This window comes from Niveispirillum fermenti (assembly GCF_052474395.1).
The window spans coordinates 2,750,950-2,763,268 of sequence record NZ_CP156681.1 but is presented as its reverse complement, the minus strand read 5'-3'; the positions used below and the strand labels follow the sequence as shown (position 1 = coordinate 2,763,268).

Genomic DNA, 12,319 nt, shown 5'->3' with positions numbered 1-12,319 from the left:
GGGGAGTGCCGCAGGATGCTGTCGCGCCGTCAAATGCTGCTAGGCCTGTCCAGCCTGCCGCTCGCCGGTTGTGCCCCTGGCATGACCCGGCGGGGAACGGTGACGGCCTCACCGTTCGGCCAGTTGCCGGATGGAGAGGGGGTGACCCTTTACACCCTGGCCAATGCCGGTGGTGCCGTGGCGCGGGTGATGACCTATGGCGCGGCGGTGACCAGCCTCACCATGCCCGACCGCAACGGGCGGCTGGCGGAGATGGTGCTGGGGCTGGACGATCTGGAGGCCTATCGTACCCGCTCGCGCAATTTCGGCACGACGGTCGGTCGCTATGCCGGCCGGATCGCCAACGGCCGTTTCATGCTGGATGGACGGGAGGTGCGGCTGGAAACCGGGAACAGCCGCCATTCCTCCCATGGTGGCCCGATCGGATTTGCCAGGCGTAACTGGCAGGCACGCGCCGCGGCCACGGGGGCAGCCTTGCGCCTGACCCTGGTGAGTGCCGATGGTGATCAGGGTTTCCCTGGGGAATTGACCATCGATGTGACTTATAGCCTGACCGACGACAATCGCCTTTGCCTGGATTTTCAGGCGCGCACGACCCGGCCCACCGTGCTGAACCCAACCCATCACAGCTATTTCAACCTGTCGGGCGTGCCGGGCGCACTCATCCATGATCATCTGCTGATGGTGGAGGCGGACCGGTTCACCCCGTTCGGGCCGGACAAACTGGTGACGGGTGAATATAGGTCTGTGGCCGGCACCGCGCTGGATTTCCGGCAGCCCAAGCCCCTGGGCCGTGATATCGCCGCGACAGAGGAGCAGATGCGCATCGGCGGCGGCTATGATCATTGTTTCGAGATCAGAGGGATGGCCGGGCGATCTATGCGCCGCGCCGCGCGCCTGGAACATCCGGATAGCGGCCGGGCCATGGAATTATGGACGACCGAGCCCGGGGTTCAGCTTTTCACGGCCAACAGTCTGGATATGGTGGGGCGTGGCGGCGTGGTCTACCGGCCGCATTGTGGTGTGTGCCTGGAACCCCAGCATTTCCAGGACAGTCCCAACCGGCCTGAATTTCCGTCCACTCTTCTGCGGCCGGGCCATGTCTTCCGCTCGCGCAGCGAATATCGTTTCATGACGATATGAAAAAGCCGCCGGCGGATGGTTCCGCCGGCGGCTGCCCCTCAAGTCAACCCGACGCGGCCGCTCAGCGGCGCGTCTTGATCCGCGTCCAGGACCGGGTACGCTCGCGCTCGGCCTTCTGGCTGATCTGGGTCACGGTGAACATCTTGGCCATCACGTCGGCCGGGGGGAAGATGGCCGGGTTCTTGGCCACTTCCGGGTCCATCAGCGGCCAGGAGGCCGGGACGGCGTTGGCATAGGCGACATAGTCGCTGATACCGGCCATGACCTTCGGTTCCAGCACATAGTTGATGAAGGCGCTGGCGGTTTCGACATTGGCGCCGGCCGGGATGGTGGCCACGTCGAACCAGACCTGCGCCCCTTCCTTGGGGATGGAATATTCGATGGTGAACTTCGCCTCGGCCTCGGCCGCACGGGCCGCGGCCTGGAACACGTCACCCGAATAGCCCACGGCCACGCAGGCATTGCCCGTCGCCAGCGGGTCGATGATGGACGGCGCGAAGGTCTTGATATAGGGGCGGATGGCCAGCATCGCCTCTTCCGCCTTCTTGGTGTCTTCCGAGCTTTCGGTATTGGGGTCAAGGCCGATCGCCTGGAACACCGACGGCATGACATCGGTCTGGCTGTCCAGGAAGACGATACCGCAGGCGGCCAGCTTCTTGGCGTTCTCCGGATTGAAGACCAGTTGCCAGCTATCGGTCGGGGCGTCGGGCAGCAGCTCCTTCACCTTCTCGACATTGTAGCCGATGCCGATGGTGCCCCATTGATAGATGACGCCATATTCATTGCCGGGGTCCGTCGACTGGACCAGCTTCATCAGGGCGGGATCGACATGCTTCAGATTGGGAATCAGGGCCTTGTTCAGCTTCTGGATGGCCCCGGCCTGGATCAGCTTGCGCATCGTCGGCTCGGCGGTCGGCACGGCCACGTCATAGCCGGAATTGCCGACCAGCAGCTTCGATTCCAGGGTTTCCAGATCGGTGAAGACGTCATACTGCGTGCGGATGCCGGTCGCCTTCGTGAAATCGTCCAGCGTCGTCTCGCCGATATAGTCGGCCCAGTTGTAGATGTTGACCTTCTTTTCCTGGGCCATGGCCGAATGGCCAAGGGCGACGGCGGCAACCATGCCGATGGCGCCAATCACCTGCTTCATCTTCATCAAGGACCCCCCAATCAGATCGGACGCCCCGCACCACACGGGGACCGCACCGGGATGACAGATGCCGCCTGCCAGCGGCACCCTGGACGCCACGCATTGCACATAGTGGTTGCCGCCTTGTCAATGAAGATGGATTTGCATTGCGGCATAAGGGGATGCAGCCCGCCGCCCGCTTGTGGCATAAGCATCACAGCCCGTTCCACAAACCAGCTTCACGGAAGCGGAGACCGCACCCTTGCGCCATGATCCCGCAGCCCCTTTCGGCTTTCACGCGCCCGGTACGCTGCCCCGCGCCCTTATCGGCTTCTGCCAGGCGCAGCCGTTGACGCCGATGGGCCGGCGGCTGGCCCTGTGGCTGCGGCGCGTGGCCATGCTGCTCCAGGGGCCGGTATTCGATGTAGCGGTCCGCGGCATCAATCTGCGCCTTTATCCCGACGATAATGTCGGGGAGCGCAAGTTCCTGTTCATGCCGCAATTTTTCGATCCGGCGGAAATGGCGCTTCTGGCCGACCGGTTGCCGCGTGACGGCACCTTTGTCGATATCGGCGCCAATGTCGGGCTTTATACTCTGAATGCGGCTCGCCTGCTGGGGCCGGCCGGCCGCATCCTGGCCATCGAACCGGGGCCGGAGGCGGCGCGGCGGCTGCGCTTCAACCTGTCCATCAACCGGACCGACGCCGCCATCACCCATGTCGATTGCGCGATCGGGGCGGAGGAAGGGGTGCTGGGCCTTTATCTGGACAATTCCAACCTGGGGGGCTCGTCCCTGGTCCGCGACCATGGCGGGGCCAGCACGCCCGTTCGGGTGCGCCCGTTGCTGGACGTGCTGGGGGGGGCCGGGGTCACCGGCATCGACGTTCTGAAGATCGACATTGAAGGGGCGGAGGACAAGGCCCTGCTGCCCTTCTTCGCGGCGGCCCCGGAAAGCCTGTGGCCGCGTGTCATCATCATCGAGCGTTCGCAGGAAAGCTGGGGCGGCGACCTTCTCGGCCGGCTGAAGGCGGCGGGTTACCGCGCCTTCGGGGACAGCCGCATGAACTGGCTGTTCGAGCGGGGGTGATCACCCCCGCGCGCGCATCAGGCGGGCCTTGTCGCGCTGCCAGTCGCGTTCCTTCTCCGTCTCGCGCTTGTCGCCCTTCTTCTTGCCCTTGGCGATGCCGATCTCGACCTTGGCCTTGCCACGGTCGTTGAAATAGATGGACATGGGCACCAGGGTCATGCCCTGGCGGGCGATGGCGTTCAACATGCGCTCCAACTCGCGCTTGCGGACCAGCAGCTTGCGCGGGCGCTTCGGGTCATGCTGCAGCCAGGCGCCGGCCTGCCCGTATTCGGGGATGTAGGAATTGATCAGGAACAGCTCGCCCCCGACATCGCCGGCATAGCTTTCCAGGATGGAAGCCTTGCCGCCCCGCAATGATTTGACCTCCGTGCCGGTCAGCATGATGCCGGCCTCGATCGTATCCTCGATGAAGTAGTCGAAGCGGGCCCGGCGGTTCTGTGCCGCCATTTTGCGCTCGGGCGCGTTGTTCGCCATTGCCGGTGTGATCCGATCCCAAAAGAAAACGTCCCCCCTGTTATGGGGGGACGTTCCGTGGAGTTCAATGAAGTCAGTTGATCAGGCCGGCCTTGCGCATCGCATCCTCCACGACGGCACGCCCCTCGGCAGAGCAGGGGACCAGCGGCAGGCGCACGTCCGGGGTGGACTTGCCGAGCAGACTGGCGGCGTATTTCACCGGGGCGGGGCTGGTCTCCACGAACATGGCATGGTGCAGTGGCATCAGCAGGTCGCGGATGCGGGCCATCTCCGTCATGTTGCCGGTGGCCCAGGCATTCTGCATCTGCGCGCACAGGGCCGGCGCCACATTCGCCGTAACGGAGATGCAGCCCACGCCACCCTGGGCCAGGAAGGCCGCTGCCGTGCCATCCTCACCCGAAAGCTGGCAGAAATCGGGGCCGATCTCCACCCGCGTGCGCAGGGGGCGGACCAGATCGGCAGTCGCATCCTTCACGCCGACAATGTTCGGCAGCTTGGCCAGCCGTGCCATGGTCGCAACGCTCATGTCGATGACGCTGCGGCCGGGAATATTGTAGATGATGATCGGCAGGTCGACAGCATCGTGGATGGCCTTGTAATGTTGATAAAGGCCTTCCTGCGACGGCTTATTGTAATAAGGTGTCACGATCAGGGCGGCGTCGGCGCCGATCTGCTTGGCATGGCGGGTGAGGGCGATGGCCTCTTCCGTCGAATTGGAACCGGTACCGGCGATGACGGGGACGCGGCCATTGGCCACCTCCACCGCCAGGGAGATGACGATACGATGTTCTTCATGCGAAAGGGTGGGCAACTCGCCGGTCGTCCCGACCGGAACAACCCCGTGCGTCCCCTGTTTGATCTGCCAGTCCACAAAGTCCTGGAAGGCGGGCTCATCCACCTTCCCGTCGCGAAAAGGCGTGATCAATGCGACGATGGAACCCTTGAACATGGCGGGACACTCCGGTCAGAACCAATGAAGGCGCGAACATTAATCAGCCCCAATCCCCGAAACAAGCTGGCAGGCCGTGCCCTGGCGGCGATGCTGCTTTGCCTTGGGATCGGGCTCGGGGCGCCCGGCATGGCATGGGCGATCAGCTCTTCCGACATTGCCATCTACAAGCAGGCTTTCAGCGCCGCCGATCGCGGCCGGCTGGAGGAGGCGCACCATGCGGCGCGGCGTGCCAAGGAGGCGTTGCCGGCGCAGGTGCTGCTCTGGATCGACCTGACGCGGCCCAATACCGATGCCAGTTGGGAGGCGCTGGTGGCCTTCATGGCCCGTCATCCGGACTGGCCGAACCAGGCGGCCCTGCGGCGCAATGCCGAGGCCCGGATGCCGGCAACCCTTTCCTCTCCGGATGTCAGGGCGTGGTTTGAGCGTAATGCGCCCCTGACCCATGCCGGATTCGATCGCTACATCGTGGCGCTGATGGAGACGAAGGCGTCGGACAAGGCCATCGCGCTGGTCCGTGACCGCTATGTCAATGGCTCCTTCGGCGCGGTGGAGGAACGGGATTTCCGCGGCCGGTATGTCAGCCTGCTGCGCCCGGAAGACCATGTGGCCCGGCTGGATCGCCTTTTGTGGGCTGGCCGGACCGACGAGGCGCGGCGGGTCATGCCGCTGGTCAGTGGTGGTCAGCGGTCCCTCGCGGAAGCACGGATCGCGCTGGCCGCCATGTCGCCCGGCGTGGATGGTGCTGTCCGGCGCGTGCCGGCGGTCCTGGCCGGCGATGCCGCCCTGGCTTATGAACGCACGCGCTGGCGCCGGCGCAAGGATATGGATGACGGCGCACTGGAGCTGCTGGCCGTCAAGCGCCCGGCGGAGGAACAGCGCACGGCGGAATGGTGGGTGGAGCGCCATATCCTGGCCCGCCGCCTGATGGAGCAAGGCAAGTTCAAGCGGGCCTATGATGTCGTGGCGGCCCACGCGGCCAAGGATGGGCTGGCGTTCGCGCAGGCGGAATTTCTGGCCGGATGGCTGGCGCTGCGCCGCCTGGACAAGCCGGAAGCCGCCTTGAAGCATTTCGAGGCGCTGTTCCGGGGGACCAGTTCACCGCTCAGCAAGTCGCGCGGCGCCTATTGGGCCGGCCGTGCGCTGGCGGAGATGGGGGACAGGCAGCGTTCCACCCAATGGTTCCAGACGGCGACCAGCTATGGCGGCACTTTCTATGGGTTGCTGGCATCGGACCATCTGGACCTTCCTGCCGGCAGCACCCTGCCCGCACAACCGGAAGTCACCGATGATCACCGCAAGGCGTTCGAGCGTCAGGAGATGGTGCGCGTCGTGGAACTGCTGACCCGTATCGAGGGGGCGGACAGTGATCGTGTGGCCCTGTTCCTGCGTAAATTGACCGTGGATGCCCGGACCGGTGAGAATTACCGGCTGATCGGCGATCTGGCCAACCGTATCAAGCGGCCCGATCTGGCCGTCATCACCTCGCGCGCGGCCTGGCAGGATGGTTTCGTGCTGGCGGGGGAGGGGTTCCCGCTGCTGCCCGGCAAGCCCCCCTCCCGGCCGGAGGCGGCGCTGATCCACGGCATCATACGGCAGGAGAGCAATTTCAAGACAGATGCCGTCAGTTCGGCCGGCGCCCGCGGCCTGATGCAGGTCATGCCCGCCACGGCGGGCGGTGTCGCTAAGCAGCAGGGGCTTAAGCGGCATACCGCCGACCGGCTGCTGACCGATCCAAGGCACAATGTCGAGATCGGCTCCATCTATCTGGCGGACATGATCGACCGTTTCGGCGGTTCTTATGTCCTGGCCATCGCGGCCTACAATGCCGGGCCCGGCCGGGTGAATGGCTGGCTGAGGGCCTTCGGCGACCCGCGGGGGAATGGCGTGGACGTCATCGACTGGATCGAAACCATGCCGATCTACGAGACGCGCAACTATGTACAGCGCGTTCTGGAAAACATACATCTGTACCGTGCGCGCCTTGGCGGTACGCCCAGCCGTATGACGACAGACCTGGATAGGGGAGCTTCTACCAACGGCTGAGCACGAAAGTGCTAATCCCTATTTTCGCACGCAAAAAGCCGGGTGACGGGTGATGATATCCCGTCGTTTCATCTTGTCGCCCGGAGTGCTCCGATGCCGGATTTCACTGTCGATGCCCATATTCGTCAGGCCGCGTTTGTCCATGCCCGTTTATTGGACAGGCTGATCAACGATACGGAAGCGGAATTATCCCAGCCCCATCATTGCTTCGTCCATGAAAGTTTACGGGAATGGCTGATGGTTTTGCGGGCGGAACGACAGACCTACGGTGAAATCGCCGCCATCATGCTTCCCGACCAGATCGGAAACGCGGCTTAGGGCGGTTTGTTCCCGGCATACCTGTGACATTTTCGGGGTAGCTCGATTCCTTGCCGAAAGGCGGGGCGTTGAGCGATTCGGCGTCGTTGACATCCTGGGCCCTTACGGCAATAAGGATGGAGAAATCCCCAGGGCGCGATGGTTCGGGCGACCGGAGCCAAAAAAGGAAACGCAAAAAAGCGTTTTTAAACTCCCAGTAGTAATAATTGTCGCGCAACCCCTTATTTCTCTTTGGGGGTGGCCAGAAACGCACCAAATTTTATCTTATTTTGCGTTAATCTTTAGCTAAGCCTGTTTCGCTTTTTGGGATATGGCATACAAGTTATGGACAGTCTCAATGAAACTGCTAATATTGCCATACGATGGCATGAAGCAGTGCGTGGTTGAGGTTGTGACAGTCGGCGGGACGCAGTGCAGGCTGACCGTTGATTTGACCAGCAAGCGGAAATGTCCGATTGTTCTGCATAGGAATGTTAGGGATTTGCCCTGTTTTCGGGCTGATGGCTTGAAAGAGCATGGGCGTAAGAATGCGCAGAGGGGGCAATAGGGTTCTATGCCGAGACGAAGCAAAAACGCAGCCGTTGCTGCGCTGGAGACAGTGATCGAGAATCACGTGGCTGGCCGTATCAGGCTTCGTCGCGGCCTTTTAGGGATGAGTCAGTCTGATCTGGCAAAGGCGCTGGGTATTACTTTCCAGCAAGTCCAGAAATACGAACGGGGTTCCAATAGGGTTTCCGTTGGAAAGCTGTACCGTTTGGCGGATATTCTCGACGTTCCGCTGACTTTCTTCTTCGATGGCCTGGACGTGCCCGACATGCGCCGGCCGCCGGAAAGCTTCGCGGCCACGGCTGAGGGATCGTCCCCCATCCTGTCCCGTCGCGAACTGGACCTGTTGCGCGCCTGGAAATCCGCACCGGAAGAGGTGGCGGACGCTGTCGGATCCCTGCTGCGGGCCGTTTCTCCCAATGCCGGCTATGACGAGGAGGCGGCGGCCGCCGCCGCCGCAAACCGTCAATATACGGCCACCCCGGAGGAAAGTCCTGCCACGCCGATGGCGATGGAAGCGCCGCGCCGGCGCGGGCCGGTTCCGGGGACGAAACGGCAGCCGAAGGCCGCTGCCGCCCCAAGCGCGGCCAGCAATGCCAATCGCCGTCGCCGTGGTGCCGTTTGGGACCCTGCCGATATCCGCGACTACAATGAAGGCGAAAAGGATTGATCCTTTTCCGTCCTGCTGTTTCCCGGCCCCGGCGATGATGTCATCGCCGGGGCTTTTTTTATCACCTAGGAAACAAGGTGATGAGCCCCCTCATACCTTATCCTATTTTGCGGTGACCAGAACCTATTGGTTCTGGTCACCGCCCTCAATTGCCGGCGCCACCATTCGTTGGCGCGGGCGACGCCGCACGAGCGGCGCGTTGAGCGCCCGCGCGTCCACGCGCGCGCAAGCCCAGCCGCCGGATGGCGGCGCCCGGCGCATGAGGGATGCATTGATCAGGGCCATAGGGTCTGATCAATGCAGATACGGATAAGTGTCAGAATAGTATAAAGCATCGAAGTAAAATGAAAATTTCCTGACAGGCGCTAAGGACGAAAGGACAGCCAAACATTGTAGCTGTCATGGTAACCGTCGATGTCGACAACCTTTCCGGGAGAGACCGGGAAGGGGGCGGGCGGCAGGAAGAAACCCGGCTGCCAGCCGCTGGCCGGGCTGTCCACGAAGGGGCTGTTTTCGAAAAGGATACCTTTGCCGAAATCCAGCCAGACCCATTGGGCCAAGGCCACGCAGTGGCCGATGGCGTTCGCTGTCAGGCTGAAGCGGACCTGCTCGCAAAGCGGCACCGGTCCGGCCGTGAAATCAAAGCTGAACGGATCGATGGCGGAAGACAGGGCCACGGGCTGTACGGTGCGCGCATCATAGCGCACGGTACGCGGGTAAAGCCGGTTGAAGGGGGTCAGGTCGAAACCGTTGGTCGGCCCGGTGAACAGATGCCGTTCCAGAATATCACCGCCAGCCAGGGCACACCGCACGCCGCCGCGTTCCGGCAGGATGCGGGCATCCGGCCGGAGCAGGCGGGCGCGAGCGTCCGCCACGGCCGGGATGATCCGCTCGGACAGGAAATCGCTGGCCACGATCTCTGACAGCAATATGTCGGCCCGGCGCGGCAACACGTCACCCACCTGCAGGGCTGTCGACAGGGTGTTGACCACCGTGACCCGGTCGGACAGGCCGTTGGCGGCAATGACGGCACGGGCCGTTTCCGCGATCCAGGGCACAGCCTCGCAGGTTACGACGGTGGCGCCGGCCCGGGCTGCCATCATGGCCAGCAGGCCGGAACCGGTGCCGATCTCCAGCACCAGATCGCCCGGCCGGACCTGTGCCTTGATGGCGGCTTCGTAGGCATCATTGCGGGGGGCATCATTCACCATGGGCACGTGCCAGATGGGCAGCATGCGGGTCCGCAGCTTTGATTGCAGCAATTGCGCTTCGACAAAATCGGGGTTCAGCGCCAGCGACCTGTCCACGGCGGCTACTGCCTTCTCCAACTGGTCCAGCTCGCGATAGGCGGCAGCCAAGTTGAAAAGACCGACATGGTCGTCGGGCTCCGCCGCCACGGCCTTCTCGAACGCCTTGGCGGCAGCCTCCATCCGGCCCAGCTTCTGCCAGCAAAGCCCGATATTGAACAGCAGGCCACGGAAATCGCCACCGGCCTTGTCCGCCTTCTCAAAGGCACGCAGGGCGTCATCCCACTGTTCCTGTGCCTTCAGCACAATGCCCAGGTTCCAGTTCACAGGCCCCAGCCCCGGCCGCGCCTTGTCGATCTTGCGGTAAAGGGCCGCAGCCTCGGCCCACCGGCCTTCATTCTGATGGGCGACGGCATCGGCAAACAGGCGATTGATGTCCATGGTCTTGGCTTTGATCCATAAGGGCTTTCGCCATCTTTGCCTGCCTGGCCGCCATCAATCAAGTTCGCGCTTGGCCCTGTCGCCGTTCCCGTTATGGTAGGGGCTGGCGCCCGAACGGCAAACAGCAAGGACAGGAACATGGCAGACCCGTTGCCCGATAGTCACCCCACCGTGAAGCGGCGGCGCAGCCAGTTGCTGAACCACCTGCTGGCCTATCTCCTGGCCGCGGTGGTGCTTGTGCCGCTCAACTTCATGCTGACGCCGGACCGGGTCTGGTTCTTCTATCCGCTGGTGGCCTGGATGGCTCCGCTAGCGCTGCACACGGCCTATGCCATGGGGCTGTTCGACCGGCCGTCCGGCGCCTGAACCGGGTTTGACTGGCGGATGGGACCGGTTGTCAGGCGCGCGCCGCCAGCCAGGCCCTGGCCAGGGCGACGAAGCCGGCCACGCTGATTTCCTCCGCCCTGGCCGTCGGGGCGATACCGACGGACAGCAGCAGCGGTTCCGGCTCCCGGATCACCGATTTCAGGCTGGCACGCAGCATCTTGCGCCGCTGGCCGAAGGCGGCACCCACCAGCGCTTCCATGCTGGCGAAGTCGGGATCATCGGCCGGGCGTTCGCGCGGGGTCAGGTGGACCACGGCGCTGTCGACCTTGGGCGGCGGCGTGAAGGCGCGGGCCGGCAGATCGTACAGCGTGCGGCATTCCGCCAGCCACTGGGCCATGACGGACAGCCGGCCATAGGCGTCGGTGCGCACGCCGGCCACGATGCGGTCCGCGACCTCCTTCTGGAACATCAGGGTCAGCGACCGGTATTCCCCGATCCGCCGAAGCCAGCCGATCAGCAGTGGCGTGCCGACATTGTAGGGCAGGTTGGACACCACGGCGCGCGGCCCCGGGACCAGATCCACAGGGTCCACGGTCAGCGCGTCGGCTTCCACCAGCCGCAGCCGGCCGGCAGAGGCGGCAACGACATCGGCCAGGGCAGCGGCGAAGCGCGGATCGCGTTCCACCGCCGTGACGCTGGCAGCGGAGCTTTCGACCAGGGCGCGGGTCAGCCCGCCGGGTCCGGGCCCCACCTCCACCACATGCACGCCCGTGAAATCACCCGCCTCGCGCACGATGCGCCGGGTGACGTTCAGGTCCAGCAGAAAATGCTGGCCGAACGCCTTCTTGGCGGCCAGATCATGGGTGGCGATCACCTCGCGCAGGGGGGGCAGATGGGACAGGTCGCGTCCGTCGGTCATGTCGATCCATTTTCGCGCCGGCGGGCGGCAATGCGGCTGGCCGCATGCAGGGCGGCGATCAGGCTGGAGGCGCTGGCCTGTCCCGTTCCGGCCAGCGACAGCGCCGTGCCATGGTCGGGAGAGGTGCGCACGAAGGGAAGGCCCAGGGTTATATTGACGCCCGTGTCGAAATCCAGCGTCTTCAACGGGATCAATCCCTGGTCGTGATACATGCAGACCACCGCATCGTACCGTGCCCGCGCGCCGGCATGGAACAGCGTATCGGCGGGGAAGGGACCGGTGGCGTCGATGCCCGCGGCCTGCAGGGCGGCAACGGCCGGGGCGATGATCTCGATTTCCTCCCGCCCCATGGCGCCATCCTCGCCGGCATGGGGGTTGAGCGCCGCCACGGCCAGTCGTGGCCGGGTGATGCCGAAATCATCCGTCAGGGCGGCGGCCGTGACGCGGGCGACATGCAGGATGGCATCCGCCGTCAGGCAGGCCGGCACATCCTTCACGGCGACATGGATGGTGGCCAGCACGACGCGCAGGCCGCCGCCTTCCAGCAGCATCACCGTGCCATCGTCAGGCAGACCCGCCAGATGCGCCAGATATTCGGTGTGGCCCGGCCAGCGGAAGCCGCAGGCGTAAAGCGCGCTTTTCTGGATGGGGTTGGTCACCACACCCGCCAGCGCGCCGCGGCGGGCCAGGGCGACAGCATGGTCGATGGACTGGATCACCGCGGGGCCGTTGGCCGGGTCCGGCCGGCCCTGCGTGACGGGGGCGGTCAGTTCCACGGGCAGCAGCGGAAGGCTGTGCGCGAAAAGGCCGTTAGCCGTGTCGAGATCACCTTCCGTGACGATGCGAAGCGGCACGTCCAGGCCCAGTCGCGCCGCAAGGACCGCGATCCGGGCCGGATCATCCAGCAGCACGAAGGGCGGAACCTGCGCCGTTTCCCGCTGAGTCCAGGCCTTCAGGGCAATGTCGCCGCCGATGCCCGCCGGCTCCCCCATCGTCAGACCCAGCGGTGCCGCCATCATGGCC

At 64.3% G+C, this 12,319-nt stretch carries 12 protein-coding genes; 6 read left to right on the top strand and 6 right to left on the bottom strand.

The annotated features are described in order from the left end of the window. Positions 1 to 15: 15 nt before the first annotated feature. Entirely contained in the window at positions 16 to 1,143 is a 1,128-nt protein-coding gene (locus tag ABC728_RS24015; protein ID WP_416620002.1) for an aldose epimerase family protein, read from the top strand. A gap of 61 nt (positions 1,144 to 1,204) precedes the next feature. Here ABC728_RS24015 and ABC728_RS24010 read toward each other — a convergent pair whose 3' ends face one another. Then, positions 1,205 to 2,299 (bottom strand): extracellular solute-binding protein, encoded by a 1,095-nt coding sequence (locus ABC728_RS24010; protein WP_416620001.1) that lies wholly within the window; start codon positions 2,297 to 2,299, stop codon positions 1,205 to 1,207. A gap of 235 nt (positions 2,300 to 2,534) precedes the next feature. Between ABC728_RS24010 and ABC728_RS24005 the strand changes: the two genes are divergently transcribed. Next, positions 2,535 to 3,359, top strand: coding sequence for an FkbM family methyltransferase (locus ABC728_RS24005; RefSeq protein WP_416620000.1), 825 nt, complete (start codon positions 2,535 to 2,537; stop codon positions 3,357 to 3,359). Here the strand turns inward: ABC728_RS24005 and smpB are convergent, their stop codons facing one another. Both smpB and dapA read right to left on the bottom strand, forming a co-directional pair. Continuing rightward, a complete protein-coding gene (gene smpB, locus ABC728_RS24000; protein WP_416619999.1) occupies positions 3,360 to 3,833 on the bottom strand; it encodes an SsrA-binding protein SmpB in 474 nt (157 codons plus the stop codon). A 73-nt stretch (positions 3,834 to 3,906) separates the two neighbouring features. Then, entirely contained in the window at positions 3,907 to 4,782 is an 876-nt protein-coding gene (gene dapA, locus ABC728_RS23995; protein ID WP_445376521.1) for a 4-hydroxy-tetrahydrodipicolinate synthase, read from the bottom strand. Positions 4,783 to 4,911: 129 nt separating this feature from the next. On the opposite strand from dapA, the gene ABC728_RS23990 reads away from it, so the two are divergent. The 3 genes from ABC728_RS23990 (at position 4,912) to ABC728_RS23980 (ending at position 8,362) form a co-directional block, all read left to right on the top strand. Beyond that, complete coding sequence (locus ABC728_RS23990) at positions 4,912 to 6,828, top strand: lytic transglycosylase domain-containing protein (RefSeq protein ID WP_416619997.1); 1,917 nt, start codon at positions 4,912 to 4,914, stop codon at positions 6,826 to 6,828. Between the two features lie 93 nt (positions 6,829 to 6,921). Beyond that, on the top strand, positions 6,922 to 7,146 hold the full coding sequence (locus tag ABC728_RS23985) for a hypothetical protein (protein ID WP_416619996.1): 225 nt from the start codon (positions 6,922 to 6,924) through the stop codon (positions 7,144 to 7,146). A 553-nt stretch (positions 7,147 to 7,699) separates the two neighbouring features. After that, positions 7,700 to 8,362: a helix-turn-helix domain-containing protein gene (locus tag ABC728_RS23980; protein WP_445376520.1), complete on the top strand. Its 663-nt coding sequence runs from the start codon at positions 7,700 to 7,702 to the stop codon at positions 8,360 to 8,362. A gap of 365 nt (positions 8,363 to 8,727) precedes the next feature. Here ABC728_RS23980 and ABC728_RS23975 read toward each other — a convergent pair whose 3' ends face one another. Continuing rightward, positions 8,728 to 10,050 carry a tetratricopeptide repeat protein gene (locus ABC728_RS23975; RefSeq protein WP_416619994.1) on the bottom strand — a complete coding sequence of 441 codons (1,323 nt, stop codon included), beginning with the start codon at positions 10,048 to 10,050 and terminating at the stop codon, positions 8,728 to 8,730. Positions 10,051 to 10,188: 138 nt separating this feature from the next. Between ABC728_RS23975 and ABC728_RS23970 the strand changes: the two genes are divergently transcribed. Then, positions 10,189 to 10,416 (top strand): 2TM domain-containing protein, encoded by a 228-nt coding sequence (locus ABC728_RS23970; protein WP_416619993.1) that lies wholly within the window; start codon positions 10,189 to 10,191, stop codon positions 10,414 to 10,416. A gap of 31 nt (positions 10,417 to 10,447) precedes the next feature. On the opposite strand, the gene rsmA is transcribed toward ABC728_RS23970, so the two are convergent. Next, positions 10,448 to 11,296: a 16S rRNA (adenine(1518)-N(6)/adenine(1519)-N(6))-dimethyltransferase RsmA gene (gene rsmA, locus ABC728_RS23965; RefSeq protein ID WP_416619992.1), complete on the bottom strand. Its 849-nt coding sequence runs from the start codon at positions 11,294 to 11,296 to the stop codon at positions 10,448 to 10,450. Then, the gene (pdxA, locus tag ABC728_RS23960) at positions 11,293 to 12,312 is read right to left on the bottom strand and encodes a 4-hydroxythreonine-4-phosphate dehydrogenase PdxA (RefSeq protein WP_416620032.1); all 1,020 of its coding nucleotides are present in this window, start codon (positions 12,310 to 12,312) and stop codon (positions 11,293 to 11,295) included. Before pdxA ends, rsmA begins: the two co-directional genes overlap by 4 nt. Positions 12,313 to 12,319: the final 7 nt, after the last annotated feature.

Excerpts from the sequence above, each read along its gene's own strand:
- ABC728_RS24015 (WP_416620002.1), top strand. The coding sequence starts at position 16 with ATGCTGTCGCGCCGTCAAATGCTGCTAGGCCTGTCCAGCCTGCCGCTC.
- ABC728_RS24010 (WP_416620001.1), bottom strand. The coding sequence starts at position 2,299 with ATGAAGATGAAGCAGGTGATTGGCGCCATCGGCATGGTTGCCGCCGTC.
- smpB (WP_416619999.1), bottom strand. The coding sequence starts at position 3,833 with ATGGCGAACAACGCGCCCGAGCGCAAAATGGCGGCACAGAACCGCCGG.
- dapA (WP_445376521.1), bottom strand. The coding sequence starts at position 4,782 with ATGTTCAAGGGTTCCATCGTCGCATTGATCACGCCTTTTCGCGACGGG.
- ABC728_RS23990 (WP_416619997.1), top strand. The coding sequence starts at position 4,912 with ATGGCATGGGCGATCAGCTCTTCCGACATTGCCATCTACAAGCAGGCT.
- ABC728_RS23985 (WP_416619996.1), top strand. The coding sequence starts at position 6,922 with ATGCCGGATTTCACTGTCGATGCCCATATTCGTCAGGCCGCGTTTGTC.
- ABC728_RS23980 (WP_445376520.1), top strand. The coding sequence starts at position 7,700 with ATGCCGAGACGAAGCAAAAACGCAGCCGTTGCTGCGCTGGAGACAGTG.
- ABC728_RS23975 (WP_416619994.1), bottom strand. The coding sequence starts at position 10,050 with ATGGACATCAATCGCCTGTTTGCCGATGCCGTCGCCCATCAGAATGAA.
- ABC728_RS23970 (WP_416619993.1), top strand. The coding sequence starts at position 10,189 with ATGGCAGACCCGTTGCCCGATAGTCACCCCACCGTGAAGCGGCGGCGC.
- rsmA (WP_416619992.1), bottom strand. The coding sequence starts at position 11,296 with ATGACCGACGGACGCGACCTGTCCCATCTGCCCCCCCTGCGCGAGGTG.
- pdxA (WP_416620032.1), bottom strand. The coding sequence starts at position 12,312 with ATGGCGGCACCGCTGGGTCTGACGATGGGGGAGCCGGCGGGCATCGGC.